This window comes from Candidatus Electronema sp. PJ (assembly GCF_048287395.1).
Taxonomy (GTDB): Bacteria; Desulfobacterota; Desulfobulbia; order Desulfobulbales; family Desulfobulbaceae; genus Electronema.
The window spans coordinates 15,116-35,838 of record NZ_JBLWEO010000034.1 but is presented as its reverse complement, the minus strand read 5'-3'; the positions used below and the strand labels follow the sequence as shown (position 1 = coordinate 35,838).

At 53.4% G+C, this 20,723-nt stretch carries 18 protein-coding genes; 9 read left to right on the top strand and 9 right to left on the bottom strand.

Annotated elements, in window-relative coordinates; all coding sequences use genetic code 11:
* Nucleotides 1-106 precede the first annotated feature (106 nt).
* The 4 genes from ACNKIB_RS05440 (at nucleotide 107) to lysA (ending at nucleotide 4,496) form a co-directional block, all read left to right on the top strand.
* Nucleotides 107-1,327, top strand: coding sequence for a type I glyceraldehyde-3-phosphate dehydrogenase (locus ACNKIB_RS05440; RefSeq protein ID WP_417909535.1), 1,221 nt, complete (start codon nucleotides 107-109; stop codon nucleotides 1,325-1,327).
* A gap of 15 nt (nucleotides 1,328-1,342) precedes the next feature.
* Nucleotides 1,343-2,521 (top strand): phosphoglycerate kinase, encoded by a 1,179-nt coding sequence (locus ACNKIB_RS05435; protein ID WP_417909534.1) that lies wholly within the window; start codon nucleotides 1,343-1,345, stop codon nucleotides 2,519-2,521.
* 19 nt (nucleotides 2,522-2,540) lie between these two features.
* On the top strand, nucleotides 2,541-2,846 hold the full coding sequence (locus ACNKIB_RS05430; protein WP_417909533.1) for a hypothetical protein: 306 nt from the start codon (nucleotides 2,541-2,543) through the stop codon (nucleotides 2,844-2,846).
* Nucleotides 2,847-3,224: 378 nt separating this feature from the next.
* Nucleotides 3,225-4,496 (top strand): diaminopimelate decarboxylase, encoded by a 1,272-nt coding sequence (gene lysA, locus ACNKIB_RS05425; RefSeq protein ID WP_417909532.1) that lies wholly within the window; start codon nucleotides 3,225-3,227, stop codon nucleotides 4,494-4,496.
* 291 nt (nucleotides 4,497-4,787) lie between these two features.
* Here the strand turns inward: lysA and ACNKIB_RS05420 are convergent, their stop codons facing one another.
* Nucleotides 4,788-7,442, bottom strand: a complete 2,655-nt coding sequence (locus ACNKIB_RS05420; RefSeq protein WP_417909531.1) for an NACHT domain-containing protein — start codon at nucleotides 7,440-7,442, stop codon at nucleotides 4,788-4,790.
* Between the two features lie 45 nt (nucleotides 7,443-7,487).
* On the opposite strand from ACNKIB_RS05420, the gene ACNKIB_RS05415 reads away from it, so the two are divergent.
* Complete coding sequence (locus ACNKIB_RS05415) at nucleotides 7,488-7,640, top strand: hypothetical protein (protein ID WP_417909530.1); 153 nt, start codon at nucleotides 7,488-7,490, stop codon at nucleotides 7,638-7,640.
* Here ACNKIB_RS05415 and ACNKIB_RS05410 read toward each other — a convergent pair.
* Nucleotides 7,626-9,479: a DNA topoisomerase IV subunit B gene (locus ACNKIB_RS05410; protein ID WP_417909529.1), complete on the bottom strand. Its 1,854-nt coding sequence runs from the start codon at nucleotides 9,477-9,479 to the stop codon at nucleotides 7,626-7,628. The genes ACNKIB_RS05415 and ACNKIB_RS05410 overlap by 15 nt on opposite strands.
* A gap of 323 nt (nucleotides 9,480-9,802) precedes the next feature.
* On the opposite strand from ACNKIB_RS05410, the gene ACNKIB_RS05405 reads away from it, so the two are divergent.
* Complete coding sequence (locus ACNKIB_RS05405) at nucleotides 9,803-10,282, top strand: hypothetical protein (RefSeq protein ID WP_417909528.1); 480 nt, start codon at nucleotides 9,803-9,805, stop codon at nucleotides 10,280-10,282.
* A 291-nt stretch (nucleotides 10,283-10,573) separates the two neighbouring features.
* Here the strand turns inward: ACNKIB_RS05405 and priA are convergent, their stop codons facing one another.
* Entirely contained in the window at nucleotides 10,574-12,799 is a 2,226-nt protein-coding gene (gene priA / locus ACNKIB_RS05400) for a replication restart helicase PriA (protein WP_417909527.1), read from the bottom strand.
* A gap of 12 nt (nucleotides 12,800-12,811) precedes the next feature.
* Nucleotides 12,812-13,699 (bottom strand): UTP--glucose-1-phosphate uridylyltransferase GalU, encoded by an 888-nt coding sequence (galU, locus tag ACNKIB_RS05395; protein WP_417909526.1) that lies wholly within the window; start codon nucleotides 13,697-13,699, stop codon nucleotides 12,812-12,814.
* Nucleotides 13,700-14,189: 490 nt separating this feature from the next.
* Here galU and ACNKIB_RS05390 point away from each other — a divergent pair, with 490 nt between their 5' ends.
* A complete protein-coding gene (locus tag ACNKIB_RS05390; protein WP_417909525.1) occupies nucleotides 14,190-14,429 on the top strand; it encodes a two-CW domain-containing protein in 240 nt (79 codons plus the stop codon).
* A gap of 142 nt (nucleotides 14,430-14,571) precedes the next feature.
* Nucleotides 14,572-15,408 (top strand): carboxylating nicotinate-nucleotide diphosphorylase, encoded by an 837-nt coding sequence (gene nadC / locus ACNKIB_RS05385; RefSeq protein WP_417909524.1) that lies wholly within the window; start codon nucleotides 14,572-14,574, stop codon nucleotides 15,406-15,408.
* Nucleotides 15,409-15,761: 353 nt separating this feature from the next.
* On the opposite strand, the gene mobB is transcribed toward nadC, so the two are convergent.
* The 5 genes from mobB to ACNKIB_RS05360 form a co-directional block, all read right to left on the bottom strand.
* Nucleotides 15,762-16,790, bottom strand: coding sequence for a molybdopterin-guanine dinucleotide biosynthesis protein B (gene mobB / locus ACNKIB_RS05380; RefSeq protein ID WP_417909523.1), 1,029 nt, complete (start codon nucleotides 16,788-16,790; stop codon nucleotides 15,762-15,764).
* Nucleotides 16,783-17,604, bottom strand: a complete 822-nt coding sequence (locus ACNKIB_RS05375) for a menaquinone biosynthesis family protein (RefSeq protein ID WP_417909536.1) — start codon at nucleotides 17,602-17,604, stop codon at nucleotides 16,783-16,785. The genes mobB and ACNKIB_RS05375 overlap by 8 nt, the downstream gene beginning before the upstream one ends.
* A 56-nt stretch (nucleotides 17,605-17,660) precedes the next feature.
* Nucleotides 17,661-18,455 (bottom strand): DsbC family protein, encoded by a 795-nt coding sequence (locus ACNKIB_RS05370; RefSeq protein WP_417909522.1) that lies wholly within the window; start codon nucleotides 18,453-18,455, stop codon nucleotides 17,661-17,663.
* Between the two features lie 170 nt (nucleotides 18,456-18,625).
* Nucleotides 18,626-19,024: an IscA/HesB family protein gene (locus ACNKIB_RS05365; RefSeq protein ID WP_417909521.1), complete on the bottom strand. Its 399-nt coding sequence runs from the start codon at nucleotides 19,022-19,024 to the stop codon at nucleotides 18,626-18,628.
* A gap of 251 nt (nucleotides 19,025-19,275) precedes the next feature.
* Complete coding sequence (locus tag ACNKIB_RS05360) at nucleotides 19,276-19,626, bottom strand: IscA/HesB family protein (RefSeq protein WP_417909520.1); 351 nt, start codon at nucleotides 19,624-19,626, stop codon at nucleotides 19,276-19,278.
* A gap of 710 nt (nucleotides 19,627-20,336) precedes the next feature.
* Here ACNKIB_RS05360 and ACNKIB_RS05355 point away from each other — a divergent pair.
* Nucleotides 20,337-20,693 (top strand): hypothetical protein, encoded by a 357-nt coding sequence (locus tag ACNKIB_RS05355; RefSeq protein WP_417909519.1) that lies wholly within the window; start codon nucleotides 20,337-20,339, stop codon nucleotides 20,691-20,693.
* Nucleotides 20,694-20,723 lie beyond the last annotated feature (30 nt).

Sequence of the window (20,723 nt, the reverse complement as noted above, 5' to 3'; positions counted from 1 at the left end):
GCGCATCATACCGCTCTTTGTGAAAATATTCACCTGAACTTTGCACGCAGCCGTCCTGTCATGGGGCGGAAAACATATTGACAGCACACCACAGGAGAACCCAAGCATGAAACTCGGCATCAACGGTCTGGGCAGAATCGGTAAACTTTCCCTTTGGCATCACGTTTCCCGGCAGCATTTCTCAGAAATCGTCGTCAATCTGGGTCGTCAGGTCGGCAGCGGCTTGGAGGACATCGCCGCTGTGATCGAGAAGGATTCCACCTACGGCAAGCTGGCCACCTACCTGCACGGCCACAAGGGCGGACGGGTGATTGAGAACCTCAACGAAGCCGCAGGCACCATGACCGTCAACGGCGTGCCGGTGACAATGCTGCGCGAGGCCCGCAATCCGAAAGACATCAAGTGGCAAGAGAACAATGTCCGCATTGTTGTGGACACCACCGGCGTGTTCAAAGACCCGACCTCTGATGCCGACGCGAAGAGCGGCTCGGTGCGCGGCCATCTCCAAGCAGGCGCGGAGAAAGTGCTGGTCTCCGCACCCTTCAAGATCAAAGCCAAGGGTCTTGACATGCCCGCCGACGCGCTCACTGCGGTGATGGGCATCAACGATGACGACTACAAGCCGGAGCAGCACGCGATCATTTCCGCCGCATCCTGCACCACCACCTGTTTGTCCTACATGATCAAGCCGCTGCTTGATCATTTTGGCGCGGAACGCCTGCTGACCGCCTCGATGGTCACGGTTCATGCCGCCACTGGCAGCCAGAAGGTGCTGGACGCAGTGCCTGCCGCCGGAGCTACTGATCTGCGGAAAAACCGCTCCATTCTCAACAACATCATTCTGACAACCACCGGCGCGGCCAAAGCTCTCGGCTTGGTCATCCCGGAGATGAAGGGCATCGGCTTCATTGCTGAATCTGTCCGCATCCCGACTGCCAGCGGCTCGTTGATCATTCTGGTGCTGAACTTCCAAGATGAGATGGAGAACCCGATCAAGCGCGACCTGATCAACGGCATCTACCGCGATTACGCCGTCTCCTCGCCCTATCTGCAATACTCCGAGGAGCAGAACGTTTCCTCGGATATCGTCGGCACGCCGCAGGCCGCAGCGGTGATTGAGGGCACTGAGACCCACACCCGCACCGCCTCGCTCAAGCTGCATCTTGATCATCTGAAAAGCTGCAACTTCGCGCCCGGCCAGGTGCCGCCAGTGCTTGACATCCCCATGACGCAGGCGGTGATTTACGGCTGGTACGACAATGAGCTGGGCAGTTACACCAACATGCTCGGCGACCTGACTGTTTCTGTCGCGAATCAGATGGTTTAAGCAGGAGGAAAAGCCATGAAGACGATCCGCGATCTGGAGCTGAAAGGAAAACGGGTGCTGATCCGCACGGATTTCAACGTGCCGATGAACGAGCAGGGCGAAATCACCGATGACCTGCGCATCCGCATGGTGCTGCCGACGTTGGAATACGCGCTGGCGCAGGGCGCGAAGGTGATCATCGCCTCGCATAGCGGGCGGCCCAAGGGCAAGCGGGTGGAGAAATACTCGCTTGCGCCGATTGCCAAACGGCTGGCGGAGTTGCTGGGCAAAGAGGTCAAGCTGGCGGCAGATTGCGTCGGCCCGGAAGCGGAAGCAGCAGTCGCCGCTCTGAATGCTGGCGAGATTTTGCTGCTCGAAAACCTGCGCTATCACGCTGAAGAAGAAGCCAACGACCCGGCCTTTTCCCAACAGCTCGCCGCGCTGGCGGATGTTTACGTCAACGATGCCTTTGCCGTCTCGCACCGGGCGCACGCTTCAGTTGCTGGCATCACTGCGCACATCAAGGAGAAGGCTGCCGGGCTGCTCCTGCACAAAGAGCTGGATTATTTCCACCGCGCCATTGACGCGCCGCAGCGGCCTTTGGTCGCTATTGTCGGCGGAGCCAAGGTTTCCAGCAAGCTCAAAGCCTTGACCCGGATGTTAGACAAGGTCGATAAAATGCTGATCGGCGGGGCAATGGCCAACACCTTCCTGAAGAGCCAAGGCTTCGCGGTCGGGGCGGCTTCCAAGATTGAGGACGATCTATTAGACAGCGCGCGCCAGATTTTGGCGGACGCGAAGGCCAAGGGCGTGAAGGTTTATCTGCCGGTGGATGTGATTGCCGCCGACCGTTTCGCGCCCGATGCGGTCTGCAAGCAGGTGACGGTGCAGGATATCCCGGAAGGCTGGATGGCCTTAGACATCGGCCCGGCCTCGGTGATTTGCTTCTCCGAAGTGCTGGCCGACGCGAAGACTATCGTCTGGAACGGCCCGATGGGTGCCTTTGAGATGGATGCCTTTGCGCGCGGCACAATGGCCCTTGCGCACGCCGTGGCCTCGTCGCACGCCCTGAGCATCACTGGCGGCGGCGATTCCAACGCGGCGGTGACACAGTCCGGCGAGGCGGCGAACATCTCCTACATGTCCACCGGCGGCGGCGCGTTCTTAGAGCTGATGGAAGGGAAGGTGCTGCCGGGCGTGGCGGCGTTGGAATAATTGCGCAGGAGGAGCTGCAATGGAAGATTTGCCGGAAAGCGAGGAATTGCCGCAAAGTGAGACAGAGCTTATCGCCGAGGCCAGGAGGCTCATCGCCCTGCTGACCGACAACCCGAAGTTTGCCGGGTTGCCGGTTTCAGCAGACGAACTGCGCAAGCGGCTGAATAAGTTCATTGCCGCACGGAATAAGGTGGCAGCTATAGATGTTACGCTGCTGCAAGCCGAAGCAGCCGTGCAAAAAGCCTTTGATGAGCTGAATGATGCTTGGCAAAGGCAGAAGAAAGCCAATGGCGGAGCGTCGGTGCTGCCAATTCTGTGGCATTGAAGCTCACGAACTCAGGGCGCGGAACAGCAGTTCTTTCAGAGGAAAAGCTGAGGCTGTTTGTTGCGCTGGTTTTCGGCGGCGGTGCCTTCTTGGAAGGTGCTGCCGGGCGTGGCGGCGTTGGAATAGTCCTGTACTGTAGGGGCGGGGGCGGGCCTTATTCTGCTGAGATAATCTGCCTGAGGACCCCCTCGGAGCTTTCGTCTGAGGCTCCTTAGAACTTTGGCCAGAGGAACCTCAGAGTTTCAGCCTGAGGTTCCTCGGAACTTCCGTCACAGCCTGCTGGGGCAAACAGTTGCACTCTGGCGCGGGCAGCGCGGCAGCCGCAGTCCAGCGGATAGGCTGCCGCGCCTGTCAATATTCTTCATCCATTGGAACAACATGAACCACTTCACCTATCAGAACGGCGAACTCTGCTGCGAGGACGTGCGGATTCAAGACATCGCAGCGCAGGTCGGCACCCCGTTCTACCTCTACAGCTCCGCCACCCTACAACGGCATTTCACCGCCTTTGAGTCCGGCTTCGAGGGCATGGCGCACCAAACCTGCTTTGCAGTCAAAGCCTGCTCGAACATCGCTATCCTCAACCTCTTCGCCAAGCTGGGCGGCGGCGCGGACATAGTCTCCGGCGGCGAGCTGTTCCGGGCACTCAAGGCCGGGGTTGAGCCGCAGCGCATCATCTACTCTGGTGTAGGCAAGAGCCGCCGCGAGCTGGCTGAGGCCTTGCAGGCGGACATACTCATGTTCAATGTCGAGTCGCCGCAGGAGCTTGACCGCCTGAACGAGGTCGCGGCGGAGCTGAAGACCCGCGCCCGCATCGCCTTCCGCATCAACCCGGACGTTGACCCGAAGACGCACGCCTACATCTCCACCGGCCTGGCCAAGAACAAGTTCGGCATCCCGGTGACTGAGGCTTTGCAGGAGTATCTGCGGGCCAAGACGATGGCGCATATTGAGATTGTTGGCGTGAGCTGCCATATCGGCTCGCAGCTCACCCAGATTGAGCCGTTCATTGAGGCCCTGCGCAAGGTCAAAGCCTTCATCACCAAGCTCAATCAGGAAGGCATTCAGATCAAATACGTGGATATGGGCGGCGGCATCGGCATCCCCTACGACGACGAGCAGCCGCCGCATCCCATTGATTACGCGGCAGCAGTGCTGGCCGAGCTGGCAGGCATGGACTGCACCCTGATTCTGGAGCCAGGCCGGGTGCTGGTCGGCAACGCGGGCATTCTGGTGACAGAAGTGCAGTACACCAAGGTCAACAGCGGCGGCGAGAAGGAGAAACGCTTCATCATCGTCGATGCGGCAATGAACGATCTCGCCCGGCCCTCGCTCTACGGCGCGTATCATGAGATACTGCCGGTGCGCGATCCTGTCACCAGAGGCGGCGGCCAGCAGCAGGCCGATGTGGTCGGCCCGATCTGCGAGAGCGGCGACTTCCTCGCTAAAGACAGGCTGCTGCCGGACGTGCAGCCCGGCGAGCTGCTGGCCGTGATGAGCAGCGGGGCCTACGGCTTCTCCATGTCCTCGACCTATAACTCCCGGCCAAGAGCTGCTGAAGTGCTGGTCAGCGGCGGCAGCTTCGAGGTGATCCGCCAGCGCGAGTGCTATGATGACTTGGTGCGTGGAGAGGCAGTGAGCGGGCTGTAGTTCGCCCTGGGAATAAGACGCATCCGGGGATAGACACGGGGGCTTACCCCTACCCTTCTTTTCCAAGATGGTGCTTGTAAGAATGGCACCCTCTAGCTTTGCTCCCTCCAAATTGGCTCCTTAAGTGCTTAGTTGATAGATGCCGTTTTTTGGCGAATCAAAAAACCTCCCTTTTATATGTAAGAATGGCTCCATTCTATATATAAAAATGGAGCCATTTTATATGGTAAAATGGAGGTATTTTGATTCACAAAACCTACGCATTTTGAAAGCAAAAACCTATGCTGTTTTTCAGGCAGGGGTAGGGGCAGACACAGGGGCCTGCCCCTGCGCCTCCTTCTTATCCAAAATGGTGCCTGTGAGAATGGCACCATCTAAGTTCGCTCCCTCTAAATTGGCACCTTCAAGGTTTGCGTTTTGCAAATTCGCCCGACGAAGGTTTGCACCCTTGAGATTGGCTCCTTCAAGGTTTGCAAATAAAAAAGTTGCCCCGCCAAGATACGCGTTCTCAAGATTTACTTTGCTTAAATTTGAGTGTGAAAGGTTTGAATGAAATAGGTGTGCATGATGTAATTGGCACATCTTGAAATCTATACTAGATAAATTCTGTAACTGAAGAAGATAGCCGGATAAATCCAAGAAACCTAACCAACACACGTCGCTATATTGCCCTCTCAACCGCGCAATCCAGTCCCCAAAAGCATTTTTCGATTCCAACTCCAGCCTTGAAATCTGCTGGGTCAGCTCGGCTATGTGAAAATGCACGGCCAGCAAGGCTGCTTCCGCATTCCGGGCCAAGCGCAGATGCCCCTTAAAACCTTTGCTCAAGAAGGCATCAGGAAAAGGCAAACCTTGGTTGATGGTGTAACTGAGCAGCCCGCGCACCATAGCCTGCAAGGCCAGCAGCTCTTCCTGCGTCATGACGCGGAATTCATTGCTGATAAAACGCAGCAGGTCATTGTCCATCCACGTGACGGCGCAAATAGCAGTCCAGCGTTTCAAGGCTTCCTTTTCATCCCATCCTTTACCAGGATTTCTCTTGTTGCGCTGTAATTCATCTTGGATGTCCAGAAGAAGGTGTACAATTCTCCGGGCAGTCAGGTATTCGCCGAAGCTCTTATGGGTGAATTCAAAGGTCTCGTTGTCATATTGGCGTTTTTCGCTCCGCCTAAAATAAAAGGCGGTCAATAGGCGAATCACTCCCGATTCAGCATCTTTCTTGAACGGCTCCAAATAGCGTTCAATGCCGCTCGCTTTGCATTTTGCCTCAATACTAGCAACCGTGGCCGTGCGCCCGTCTCCATGCCAGACCGCTAGGGCGATTTCCTCCAAAACCCGGAGAAAGTCACGCTCCTCCAGCCCGCCCGCGCAGGCACTTACCCGGCCTCCCTCTTCATACTGACGGCAATAGACCGCCTTGATCAGGTCGGCATAGATTTGATTCAGCGTGGTCTCGTCGGTAAAGGCGATGGTCTGGCGGTCATAGCTGAGAGCAACCAAGTAATTGAGCAACGGCTGGGCCGTGATCTCATCCAGATGCTCCTGCGCCAAATCCGCAGGCAGGCCCGCATAGTCTTTGCCCGCAGCCGCGCCGTACTGCCGCCACCATTGCTGCCGCTGATCTTCGGCCAGCCGCTTGTGCGGGTCGTGATATTTCTTCTGCTCGTCTTCCGCAATGAAATAGGGCAGCACATAGCTGATCTGCCTGGCTTCACGCAGCTTAGTTTCCACCGACTGAATGGCAATTGTCCGCCCGGTGATAATGACCCGCCGGTGTTTGTGATAGCCATTACATTCCCGGATGCGATTCAGCACTTCCTCCACAAAGCTGTTCGCTGTCTCCGAGGCTGCTTTGCCTTGCAAAGCCAATTCATCCAAGCCGTCAAAGATGATCAGCAGACGATCTTTGCCAGTTTTGGCATCAAGCGGATTTCCACTCAAGAATGGATTGTTCCTGATATGGCTCTCCATTGCATTGATCAGGTTGTCTGTGGCATCAAAGAGATGCAGCGGAATGTACAGGCAGGGGATGTCGTTTTTTTTGGCGATCTTGGCGGCGAATATTTTGGCAAAGGTGGACTTTCCCGAACCCGGCCCGCCGCTGATGAAGCGCACAGCCGGGCCGTCTGCGAAGTTGTGCAGCCAAGCGCGGAACTCCTCTTCCAGATCCACCACAATCCGTTTGACCTTGGCCTGCTGCGGCGCAAGCTCCGGGTTGCTCTCCTCGTCCCGCTCCTTTTCCTCGTAATACGCCCGCAGCGGCACATAAACCTCTTTCACACCAAAGGCTTCTTCAAACATCCGGTCGCTGACCTGGCGTTGCAGCCATTGCTTATACAACTCCCAGTCCAACACCTCTTGCGTGGCTTTGGTGAACGGCGTGTCGAAATGATTCCGCAGCTCGGCGTAATCCACTGGTGCCTTGCGCCATGTTTCATGCAGGGCAAAGACAAAGTAATCCCGTAGGCGGCAGGCAATCTGCTCTGCATCCGCTTGCTTGGCACCTAAGCCTTGCAGCCAAGCAGCTAACGGGCTGCGGAGCTGCTCCAGCAAAGGCAGTGCATCTGGCTTATTAAAGAAGTCCAGACTGATGGAAACTTCCGCCCGGCCCATTTGCTCTTCAAAGAGCGCACAAATCTTATCCAGCTCTTCCTCATCGGGGCGATTGCGGAACAGGTCGGAGTAGTTCTTCACCAGCTCCGCTAACGCGGCGGCCAGCGCGCGGGAAATGAGCAGCCAAGCCAGCTCGTTGGGCTGCTTCTGCAAGCCAAGAGCATCAAGGGTGTCTATGGCAGATTCCCCAACACCGCCCAAGTCTTTAAACACGCCCTTGGCCAGCATCTTGCTAATGCCGACCAGAAATTTCCTTGGCTCAAGGCTGATGCTCTTGTTCCAGACAGAAACCGGTTTGCTGATGTTCAGTTCGTCACTTAATACTTTTTCCATAAATTAGACCTCTTGCCTTAGCCAGCTATGCCCGAATAAACTCGGATGTGTACGGAAAGAGCAGCGATAAGGAAGCAACGCTCTGGCAAAATACACCTTTTTTACTCGCTTGCAAAGGAGTTGTACTCGGCAGAACTCCTCTCCAAGTCGGCAAAACTCCTTTCCGGCCAAGCCGAACTCCTGTCACACCGGCCTTAAAGTCAGATGCTCCATGATATACCGCCTTCGCTCCGGCGTGTTCTTGCCCATATAGAACTCCAACACCGGTCGCACATCCGCGATACTGTCGATTCGCACCGGCTGAAGGCGCATATCCTGGCCGATAAACTGTTTAAACTCTGGCGGCGAGATTTCGCCCAGCCCTTTAAAGCGCGTTACTTCCACGTTACCGCCGTTCGCCTGCGCTTTCAGGTTGCTTACTGCCTCGTCTTTTTCCCGCTCTGAATAGCAATAGACAGTTTGCTTCTTGTTTCTGGCTCGAAAGATGGGCGTTTCCAAAATATACACATGCCCCAGCTTGATCAGCGGCTCAAAATAGTGGAGGAAGAAGGTCAGGAGGAGATTGCGGATGTGCAGGCCGTCCACGTCCGCATCTGTGGCGAGGATAACCCGATCAAAGCGGAGGCCCACAATGGATTCCTCGACGTTGAGGCTTTGCATCAGGGCGTACATCTCCTCGTTCTTGTAGAGCAGGTCCAGCCGCTGGCCGAAAACGTTCATCGGCTTGCCCTTGAGCGAGAACACTGCCTGGGTCATGGGGTCGCGCGAGGAGACAATTGAGCCAGCAGCGGATTGGCCCTCAGTAATGAAGAGCATGTTCTCCTCGCCAGGCCGGGAAGGCTTGCCAGGCTGAGGATGATATTTGCAATCCTTGAGCTGCGGGATCTTGAAGGCAACTTTTTTCGCCTGGGCCTTGGCTTCCTTGCGCACGGTTTGCAGCTCTTTCCGCACCCGCTCGTTGCGCTGTACTTTGGCCAGGAGGATTTCTGCGGTCTCTGGGTGTTTATAGAGATGGTCAGCCACTGCTTCTCGCACCGCATTGACTAACCAGGCCCGGATATCAGTGTTACCCAGCTTATTTTTGGTCTGTGATTCAAAGACCGGCTCTTGTACTTTGACCGCTAAAATACCAACCAAACCTTCCCGCACATCCTGGCCTGTGTATTTTTTACCCGAAAACTCATTCACGCCTTTGAGGAGACCTTCACGAAAGGCAGACAGGTGCGTACCGCCTTCTGAGGTGTAGGTGCCGTTGACAAACGAGTAATAGGTTTCGCTGTAGTCATCGGTATGGGTGAAAACGAACTCCAAGGCGGTCTGCGCGGCTTCTAAGGCGGGATAAATCCCCCTGCCGTCCAGTTCTTTGGCTAAAAGATCAGGCAAACCTTTCTTAGAATAGTATTCCCGCACCTGTCCAACCGCTTCATCCGCCCAGTTCAGGTGCAAACGCAGCCCAGCATTGAGATAGGCATACCGCCAAAGCCGCTGCTCGATGTAGCCGAGATCAAAGGTGAAGTCAGGAAACAGTTTCTTGTCCGGCAAGAACTCGACCAGCGTCCCATTTGGCTCATTGCTCGTCCCTTCTTCCTCATGCACCAGCACGCCGCAGGCGAAAACCGCTTTTCTGAACAGGCCTTCCCGGTACGAACAGACCATAAACTGCTCGGACAAAGCGTTAACCGCCTTGGTGCCTACGCCATTTAGCCCGACCGAAAACTGAAAGACCTCAGTATTATACTTTGCGCCGGTGTTGATCATTGAGACGCATTCTACAACCTTGCCGAGCGGGATGCCGCGCCCATAATCGCGCACCTGACAGAGGCCATCTGGGCGCACAGCGATTTCGATCTGCTTGCCGCAGCCCATGATGTACTCATCAACGGCGTTGTCGATGATTTCCTTGAGTAAAATGTAAACGCCGTCATCTGGATCAGAGCCATTACCAAGGCGGCCTATGTACATGCCAGGCCGCTTGCGGATGTGCTCCAGTGAGCTGAGGGTCTTAATTTTGGATTCGTCGTACTGATGCAGGGTCACGGTTTTTTTGACAACGGAAAAGATTCAGGATAGAGTTATACGGTGGGGCACAATGTACCCTTTGCCGAGCGGCTAGTCAAAAAGTATGAGTGATTGCTTCCCTGACTTCCCAACGCAAAGAGGCAGGGTGTGTAAAAAGTATCCAGGTGACCAGCCAATCTGTGTAAAAAGTATCCAATGGGGGAGAGGATATAATCAGCTGCTCCAGGAGGTGTAAAATAAAAGTCTTCTTGTTTCAAAGAGATAGTTTCGCGACGTATTGTCATAATAAAACTGGCACGAATGTTGCATTACTCAGATCAAGCGAACGTAAGAGGCATGTGATGAAAACGGTAAAAAAAACAAGAAGAATTATCATTGCCGTCGCGCTCGTGGCCAGCGCAATGGGATTAACTAGTCTACACGCTGAGGAAAAACCGCCCTGTGAATCTGGTTTTTGTCTGTTTCCCAAGGCGGCTTCAGCACAAAAGGAAGCTCTTGTGCATGAAACCAGAAAAGCTGCATTGAAAAATCTGGTTTCAAGGCAGGCTGCTGATTGTGCCTTGATCGGCGAAGTGGGTAGTAGTCCGACATTGTCAGCCAAATTGGCTGGAGAGCTGTTTAGCCTGCGCAATCAAATTGTCCTCAAAGCGCGGGAAACCGGTTTACTTTTGCAGCTACCCTCTATTGTCGTGGAGTTCATGGGGAGTTGCGGGCTGAAAAAAGACTGGAACCAGCTCTGCGGCGACTACGGGGGATTACTCCGCAAATCAGGAGTCCCGTACAGGAAAGGGATACTTGCTTCTTCTTTGCAGGAGTCCTGATCCGTTCAACAAGCTCAACCCGGATGCCCCGGCAGGTTTACTCCTCCTTTTTTTCCTGCCGGGGCATCTTTTTTATATCAGACTTGCTTGCAGCAAGCATAACTTCAACAGACCGTCTTGTTGAAGGCAGCAATGCCTTTGCATAGTTGCCTAATCATGAGACCCGTGCCGTCTGACTGAAACCCCGCTTTCTTTACCGCAGTTCACAGTTAACTCGCCCCAATTCACACTTCAATCAGGCCAGTTTAAACGACGAGTGAAACAGCTTGATACGTTTTACAAGAGGTCTATTTACAGCATGTTTTCCGGGTCCACGTCGATCCCCATCCGCACCTTCCCTCGGTGGCAAAGTCGCTGTTTATTTTCCAAAAGCTGATTGCAGAGCTGATGGAGAACTTCCGGCTGCCTGCCTTTGAGCAACAGTTGCCAGCGGAAGCGGTTTCTGAGCAGAGACAGTGGAGCCGGAGCAGGACCGAGAATATCCACAGGTAAGCTGTCTTTGTCAATTGCTGCCCGCAGCAGCCCTGCCGCCGCCTTAGCTGTCTCTTGCACCTTGCCTTCTTCTTCACCGCTGAAACGGATGTTGATCAGTCTGCCAAAAGGCGGATAACCTAGCATAGACCGCAGTTCTGTTTCCTGCGCGTACATGGCCTGGTAGTCATGAACGCGGGCTGCCTTCAGTACATAATGCCCTGGTTGATGGGTTTGGATGATGACCCGGCCTGGATGCTCTCCCCGACCTGCCCGGCCTGTCACCTGTGCCAACAGCTGAAAGGATCGTTCCGCTGCTTTGTAATCGGGCAAGGCTAAAGAGCCATCTGCCCAGACTACTCCGACCAAGGTCATGCGAGGAAAATGCAGCCCTTTAGCCACCATCTGGGTGCCAACAAGAATATCTACCTCCTGCTCGCGCACTTGCCGGAGCAGGGTCGCCTGCGCCTGGCGGTTTTTGACCGCATCGCTGTCCAAGCGGGCAACTCTCGCCAAGGGAAAAAGCCGCCGGACTTCCGCCTCGACCCGTTCCGAGCCAAGACCGAGACTGGCGACATCAGCTGAACCGCATTCTGGGCAGACAATATCTGGCCTTAGCGAGTAGCCGCAGTAATGGCAGATCAGCCGGTTGCTACCCCTGTGCAGGGTCAGGGAAACCCGGCAGTTCCGGCAGCGTATTACCGCACTACAATCCCGACAGAGCATGAAGGAAGCGTAGCCCCGCCGATTAACAAAGAGTAGGCTTTGCAGACCGCTGGCTAAGTTTTCCCGGAGAGCGGTAAGCAATCTATCGGAAAAGAACCAGTCCTGCCGAGGTTGCTTTTCTTTGCCAAGATCAACAATCTCCACTTCCGGCATGACTTGCTCGCCAATGCGCTTCGTCAAGGTGAGCAGCCGGTACTTGCCCTGCTCTGCGTGATAGAAGCTGCCTACCGAAGGAGTGGCTGAACCGAGCAGCACTGGGCAGGACGCGAAATGCGCTCGCAGTACAGCCATATCCCGGCCATTGTAGCGCAGGCCGTCATCCTGCTTGTAGGCTGCTTCATGCTCCTCATCGACAATCACTAAGCCAAGCTCGGCAAAGGGAGCAAAGACCGCTGACCGCGCCCCAACCGCAATTTTTGCAGTACCGTGCAGAATCCGCTGCCACTGGTCAAAGCGTTCCCCTGCTGACAGGCCGCTATGGAGCACTGCCATTGTATCGCCAAAACGAGAATAAAAATGTGCCTCAATTTGGGTAGCCAAAGCCAATTCCGGCACCAGTACTAGCACATTTTTACCTTGAGCGAGACAGTGTTCTGTAGCCTGGAGATAGATTTCGGTTTTGCCGCATCCTGTCACCCCGTGGAGCAGGAAGGGTTGGAACTGTTCGGCATCAATAGCCGCAGTGATCTCGCTGTGCGCTGCGACCTGTTCGGGAGTCAAGAACTCTGGGCGGTCAAAAAAGGGTAGCGCATTACCAAAAGGGTCGCGCAAGACCTGCTTCTCTTCTAAGCTGATCAACCCGGCTACTGCCAATCCGTGCAGTGCTTTACCCGCGCCAGAATACAGCTTAGTCAGTTCTCGACGCGGCATTACCGGACTGCCGCCGCAGTGCTGAAAAAAGAGTTCTAGGGTTTTCTGCTCAGATTTTTTGAGTGTTACGGTAGGCTGATTGGCTGGAGGGGCGCAAAGACGGACGAGCGTCTCGGTTTTCGGCTTGACTGCGGCGCAGCTAGATGTGGACGACAGTCCAGCAGGCAGGGTTGTACGAATAACCTCGCCCAGTGGAAAGTGGTAGTAATTTGCCATCCAGCGAAAAAAAAGAACGAACTGGGAAGGAAATATTGGATAAACATCAAGACAGTCAACGACCGCCTTAACTTCGCTAGGCGGATTATCAGAGAGCTGAGATAGCACATAACCAATGACAAGACGACTGCCCAAAGGCACTAGCACTCGAATGCCGACAGGCAATAGAACAGGGCTGCTATAGGTAAGGCTACCGAAAATCGGGGCGGCGACCGCAATTTCATACAGCTTCATCACCTCCTCTTTTCAGAGGGGGCAGTTGTCATTGCTGCAAATAGCCTTGAGATACTGCCGGAACGGCTCACCGAGGGCATGGTGATCTAATGCCACATCAACAATGGCTTTAAGATACCCCAGCTTGTCGCCTGCGTCGTAGCGTTTTCCGGTAAACTCAAAGGCGTACATACCTCGCCGATTAGTTAAAGCCTGCAAGGCATCAGTCAGCTGAATCTCGCCGCCGTGGCCTGGCGTGGTGTTGCCGAGGATTTCAAAAATCTCCGGCATCAAGAGATAGCGGCCTATGATTGCCATATCAGAGTAGGACATACCCAGTGAAGGTTTTTCCACCATCCGGCTGACCTTAAAGGTACGCTCAAACTCGGTCGGTTCTCCCTCTACGATGCCATATTGCGAAGTTTGCTCCATTGGTACACGTTGGATGGCGACAATCGACTCGCCAACTTGATCGTACAAATCAAGCATCTGCCGACAACAGGGCTTTTCGCTGCGGACAAGGTCATCTCCAAGCAGCACTAAAAACGGCTCATCGCCGATCACATGCCGGGCCATCCAGATAGCGTGACCTAAGCCGAGGGGCTTCTTTTGCCGCACCGAGACCACTTCAATGAGATTGGAAGTACGGGCTAGCTCCTCCCGCAGCTGATGCTTGTTCTGCCGCATCAGGACATTATCCAGCTCGTAATTGTAGTCAAAGTGATTTTCAATGGCTGACTTACCTTCCGAGGTAATCAGAATCACTTCCTCGATGCCCGAAGCCACCACTTCCTCGACAATATACTGAATTGTAGGACGGTCAACAATGGTCAGCATCTCCTTAGGGATGGCCTTGCTAGCCGGCAAAAACCTGGTGCCCATGCCGGCAACCGGTATAACAGCTTTGCGTATTTTTTTCATTTATTTCTGCTCTATGAGACAGCTAATATAGGTAAACTGTGCAAAAGGCAAATCAAGACGGTGGAACTGTTTCTACAACCAGGGAAAGGTAGATTAAATCTGGGCTGATTTACCAATCTTTTTAGCCTGATACCCAAATTACATTCTCGTACCAATCATCATTCTTAGCCCATTCCTAGAGAATATAACAAAAAATCCCTTCGTTGAGAATGACTTTCTCAGCTCTCTGCTGACCTTGGCAAAATTCTCCTGCCAGGAAGCAGCGGCAGCATCCTAGCCTGAGTAAAAATTACCCACCACTGGATAGAATCCGAGTAAAAAATACCCATTCCGATTTTAGCACATCTTAGTCGGAATGAAAATCATTCTCAAATCAAGCGAGTACAAAAAATAGTTTTTGTCATTAAACCGGCATAGTTTTTGCATAGCTTAGAGATAACGTTATCCTATTATAAAATAATCTTCATCATGGCACGTAAAAGGTAACATTATGAACTGCTGGGAATACAACAAATGCGGGCGTGAGAAAGGTGGTTTCCATGCCCATTCAAAAGGCATCTGCCCTGCCTATCCTGAGCATGGGAAGCAGTGTGCTCGTGTTGCTGGAACCTTCTGCGGTGGAAAAGTACAGGGGGACTTTGTGATGAAGCTACTCACCTGTATGAAATGCGATTTCTATCAAAGCGAGCATTACGACAAAACCTACGGCAAAAGAAATACCGCTGCCTAACTGCCATCTCCAGGGCAGGACGCTTGTTCCTGCCTAGCTGTTCCCCTTTCTATTCTTTCCCGCGAACAATTTACTCGCTGTCTTCCTCAGGCAGCGGGTATAGTCTCCCTGTTCTTTCCTATTCCCATTTCCGCTGACCAATATGCTTGATATTTTCCTCATTGACGAACTGTTGCGCGGCTTTCTCCGTGAAGACTTAGAACATGGAGATATAACCACTAACGCTCTCTTCTCAGGCTCAGAAGTAGCCTCAGCCTCATTCCAGGCGCGCGAGCCACTCATTGCTGCTGGCATGGAGCTGGTTGCTGCTAGAGTCTTCCGCCTGTTAGATGAACGGTTGATCTTTAACCAAATTGTCCCGGATGGAGCTGTCGTTAGCTCTGGTCAAGTGCTGATGACCATGAGCGGGCCGGTACGGAGCATCCTTCGCGGCGAACGCGTGGCCTTAAACTTAGTGCAGCGGCTGTGCGGTATCGCTACGCTCACCCGAAAATACGTTGAGGCAGTGCAAGACTACAAAGCGGCGATTGTTGATACCCGGAAAACCACACCCGGCTTGCGGTTATTGGAGAAATACGCCGTGCGAATCGGAGGTGGGCGAAATCACCGGTACAGTCTCAGCGATGGCGTGTTGATTAAAGACAACCACATCGCTGCTTGCGGCTCTATCAGCAAGGCAGTGCAACAAGCACGCGCTGTTGTGCCGCATACCATCGCCATTGAGGTCGAGACCGACACTCTAGCGCAAGTTGAGGAGTGCTTGCATTGCGGTGTGCAGATCATCATGCTAGATAATATGGACATCCCAACCTTGCGTCAGGCTGTGGCTCTGATTGCAGGCAAAGCCCTCATTGAAGCCTCAGGCGGGGTAAACCTCAATACGGTGCGGGCAATTGCTGCAACTGGGGTTGATCTGATTTCCGTAGGCGCATTGACGCATTCCGCCCAAGCCTGTGATATTGGTCTGGATTGGGAGTAGCAGTAGAGAGCGAATAGAGAGTACCAATACCACCATCTGTTCCGAATCAATCCCCACCGCATCGTAGGGGCAGGCCCCTGTGCCTGCCCTTCTCATTCCAGGGCAAACACAATATTGGGGTTCAGCAACAGTACTGTTAGATGGATGGCAACAGTATGTACTGTTGGGTGTCAACAGTATGTACTGTTGGGTGGCAACAGTATGTACTGAGGGATGGCCTCAGTATGTACTGAAGGATGGTCTCAGTATGTACTGAGGGAAGGTCTCAGTATATACTGAGGGATGGCCTCAGTATATACTAGAGTTCAGCCTCAATATAGATTAGGGGATGGTTCTCGTGCGGAGTTGCCCTTCTAGGCAATCGAGCTGCGGAGCAACTCTTCTGGGGTATTAACGTTGCGCCAGGAACTGTGCAGGTGTGCAGGCGGTTGCAGAGCGCAGACTCCTACCTGCTCTGCTAAGGTACTGAGGCGTAACGAGTTGGATGCAGCCTGCTTTTCCAGTAAGGGACGGCAGCGAAAGTCATACCAAGCCAGCAACGGCTCTAGTCGTCCTTTGCCGTGCAGATCAGGAAGGATAGCCCGCATCCCTGGTTGACGCTGCTCCAGCAACCATTGTAGACTTGCCGGTTGCACATCAGGGAGATCGCAGGCCGTGACTAACCAAGAGACCGCTGGCTGCCAACGCATGACCGACAGGATCCCGGCCAGTGGCCCGGCCAGGCCTGGTACATCTGGCACGCGGGGCAAGAACGTTAATGACGCAGGGATTTGCCCTGAACCAGAGATGACCACCTGTGCGACTTGGGGGGCCATTTTATCCACAGTCAGCTCAAGCCATGTCTTGCCATTCTGTTGCAGCAGGTGTTTCGGTTGGCCCATGCGACTGCTCTTGCCACCGATCAGCACGCAGCCCCACACCGGGGTCTGTCGCCATGTGTTGGCAATGAGTGTTTGCAAGAGACTGAACACTCGCTCTACTGTTGCTTGTTCCCGGTTCAATACGGCAAGAATGTGGCCCTGATTATCTGGTAGCGGCCCTGAGTCCGTTAACCATATTTTCGGCACTGCCGTTGCCGCATGGCCTTCCACCAAAACTACATCGTACGAAGAGCACAGCAAGACCAGAAAGGCGGTGAGATCAGTTTGTTGCCGACTACGGATAAAGTGTTGCTCACCCAACAGAGCCACATCTGCGCCTGCCCGGAAGAACCGGTCGCTGTCCTTGCCTGATACATCTACTTGGACCCGGTGCGCCCCGTCTTTGACCACAGCCACTTGCAGACCGAGGTCGCGCAGCAGTGGAATCAAGGCCTCGATCAGGGTAGTCTTACCTGCACCGCTGCGACCGCAGATGCCCAGCACCGGATATTGTTTAAGCATGGGCAAACACCCCAGCTTTTCGCCCTCGGCGCAATAGTTCTTGCACTGCGGCTCTGCCTTCTTCTCCGAGTTGCAGCGAAAACTCATTCACATACAGGTTGATATGGGATGCAAGCACCTGCGCATCCATTTCTTGGGCGTGCTGACGGATGTAAGTCAGGCATTCCTCGCGATGAGTAGAAGCCCAGTGGATGCTCTCGACAATGGCCTGCTCAATTTCCTGGATAACCTCCAAGCCTAGGCTTGTGCGAGCGGCTATGCAGCCCAGCGGCAGGGGGAGATCTGTTTCCTGTTCCCACCATACCCCCAAATCCTGTACACAGAACAAGCCCCTCTCCTTATAGGTAAAGCGGCTTTCATGGATGATCACCCCAGCATCAACTTGACCTAGCGCGACTGCGTTCATGATCTGGTCAAAACGCATAACCACAGTCTGGCGATGCTTTGGCAGGAAGAGGCGGAGCAGTAAAGCCGCTGTGGTGTATTGTCCGGGAATGGCAATGCGCCAATGCGCTGGATCACCTTGGGCGCGGGCTGTCACTAAGAGCGGCCCGCAGCCTCGGCCAAGAGCTGCGCCTGACTCGAGCAGGGTGTATAAATCTGACACATGCCCAAGAGCATGGAAGGAGAGCTTGGTTACATCCAATCTCCCCTGCCTCTGCATGGCCCAGCTGTTTAGGGTTTCTACATCCTCGAGCTGAGGTGGAGCAAAGCGGATATGATGCAGTGGAACCTTACCTTGCGCTAAACCAGAGAAGATAAAGGTGTCATTAGGGCAGGGGGAATAACCAATTGACGTGAGAAGCTGGGACATGAGGGAGAATGGCAAGGGCAGCTCAATGCGTCTGCCCTGTTCTTACAGCGCAGAAGCTATTGCTCCTTCAGAGCGGCTACAATCTTGTCCGCTTCCTTGAAGCCGGGTAATACTCGTCCGTCTGGCATGATCAGAGTCGGTGTAGTACCGATGTGCAGCTCTCTAGCCAGGGCAATGTTTTTATCAATCTGGTCGGTGTCGCAGTCTGCCTCTGGCAGGGGTTTGCCGTTCAAAGCATCAGCAAGCATGGCCTCAGCTTTGCTGTTATCCCCCTTGCTCTTGATGCAGGCAATCGCCTTGGCCTTAGCCGGAGCACCCTTATGCGCAGGCAGCGGGAAGAGCTTGATAAAAAAAGCCAACTCAGGATGCTTGGCTACGACTTTTTTCATCTCTGGGTGGAGTTTCTTGCAGAAGGAACATTCTGGATCATCAAAGACAATGATCTTGCCTGGTGCGTCTGCCTTGCCAATCACGATTGCGTCTTCCAGCGAAATGCGGCTGACATCAACCTTGTTCATGCTAACGAACTTCTGCTCGCTCAAATCCTCGTTGTTGGCCAGTTTAATTACACTGCCGCTGATGAGATATTTCTTGGAGAAGTCCATATACAGCGGCACCTTCTGGCCATCATAGACCGCTTCTACATCCCACAGGCCAGGCACCTCGCTGCGTTTGACATCCAGGACTTTATCCACTTTATCCTTGAGGATAGCCGCCGCATCCTCTTTGCTCAGGGCATGACAATCGCGGCAATCTCCTGCACCACAGCCTGCTTTCTCAAAGGCAAAGACTGGGGACGCGGCAAGAACTGCGCTACCCAGAATCAACACGGCAACATTCAGTTTGATCATGATAAATAATAAACCAGCAGATTAAAGGGACAAGAGGACAAGCCCACCAGGGGGCTGCCAGAATTCTCCGCCTGAACTGTCATCTGTGCCGTTGGCAGCGGCACAGAATAACAGGCAGTATCATGCAGTGTACGATTTTTACCGCAGGAAATCAAGCGAGTTTGGCAGAATTAGGCTTTGCAGTCTTCTTGGATCAGACAGCCTTCACTGCCTGCAAACTGGCAACCATTAGGGCAGCAGGACGCGCAGCAGCCATCTTCGCAGCACGCAGTGTTTTCACTGCTAAAACGAAAGCCACCGTCTCTACCACAGCATGGACAGTGGTCAAAACGCTCATCAAAATCAATCGTAATCAAACCGCAGTCAGCGGCAAGCCTCTTGTCCAAGAGGAACTGAATGCCATCTTGTTTGATTATATAGTCATTTCCCCTTGCCTCATCAACAGTAAAGCGAAGATTTCGGCCAGCGCAAGACCCCTTCATCAAGGTGATCCTGATCGCTGAGTTAATAAGCTGGTCATCCAAATAGCCTTTCAGCTGCTCCAATGCTGCTGAAGAGATTGCAAGCATATCGTTTCTCCCCCCTTTAGTTGAATAGCAAGCAATTGCAACATCGGGCAGGATACTACTGAGTTCATCCGATTTTTACAAGGAAAAAGATTTAATCTTATTAAGATACCACAAAAGATCAAACAGGCCGCGCTAACCTCTCAAGATTCATGTGACGACATTTATCTCTTACTGCTTAAGTCCATCGATATGCTACAAAAAAGTAAAGGGCAGGCACCAAGACCTGCCCTTGCACATGCTTCGGAAAAAGGTCAGCAACAGCCAGATGAACAAGATCCGCAGCCGCCGCCTTTCTTGGCACCAGGCAAGGGGTTTTCGCAGCTAATGGTAAAACCGCCGCCAGAGCAGCCACAACCGCCGCTGGACTCCACAAAATCCACTTTAACTGCTCCGCAAGTTGTGGAAAGTCCTTTATCCATGATAAAGCTCACTCCGTCTTTATCTACAGTCAGGTCACTCTCTTTGGCCTCGTCTAAGGACAGACTCAGGCTCGGGCCAGAGCAACCGCCAGACATCAGGGAAACGCGGATCGCGGATTCGATCTTGTTCTGGCTCAGATAGTCCTTAACGTTTTTCACGGCAGAATCGGTTATCTCAAACATGGTTTTCTCCTTTTTAAAGTGCAGGCCGTAGATAGGCAGCCCGATAGGGTTTGCAGTCAGTTTACCCGAAAAACTTTCTGCTTGGCAATGAGCAAAGAGCCAGGCCGAAGGAATTGCGTTTTTTTACCAGGTCAACAGAGTTGGCAAACAAGAGCTGAGAGAAGCGATTTGCGTGACAAATTTTGTCCGCAAGTGCCGTTTTTTGTCAGCGGAATGGTTCATCTTTCTGCTTTTCTTTTTTACTAGTAATAGTTATCATGAATTATGGAGGTATTTTCTTCCTATGTTCAGCAAGACTTGCACTGCACTTTTTTCCCTCCGCTGCTTAGTCAGCAAAATCCATCTAAACTGGCACAGCTTTTGCATACAGTTTACTTGGAACCTTTTTCCACCCGCCGACAAAAGGTTCCTGCCGAGCTGTGACTGTTGCCTGTTCAGAAGCAATAGGTTTTTGCCGCGTAGCAGAAGGTTCTTGTCAAATAGGAACCTTTTTCTCCTCAGCAAGAACCTTCTTTTGTTCAGCTCCAACCTTCTCTCGTTCGGCAAAAACCTTCTCTTGTCAAGCAGCAAAGGGTTGTGGCCGAGCAAGCACCTCTTGCTGCTTGGCAGCAAAGAGTTGTTGCTGAACAGCAACCTTTTGTTGTTAGGCAGAAGAAGGTTGGCGGTAGGTGTTTAACGAAGAAAAACAACTTTTTTCAGGAGAGGATATCATGGCCTATCAACGCAAGTCATCTAAACACATTGTTGACGCACAGGAACGCTCTGCCAATCTGGCTGCCATCAGCTCTGGGTTAGACCTAGGCGGTGGACTCACCCTTACCACCTTCCGCAGCCAAATCACCGCGACCCAGGCTCTACTTGATGCCTATAATGCCCAACTTGCCAGTGCTGATGCCGCAGGCAACGACTTTAAGGCCGCAGAAAAAGAGCTGCGGACCCTCTCAGCCAGGATGCTGGCTGGGGTCGGAGTTATCTATGGCAAAGACAGTAATGAGTACGAGATGGCAGGCGGCACCCGCGCCAGCGAAATCGACTATCATCCGGCTCCTGAAAGCCCAGCAGTCTAGGCAGCGGGCCAGTAAAACTCAACCAATAAA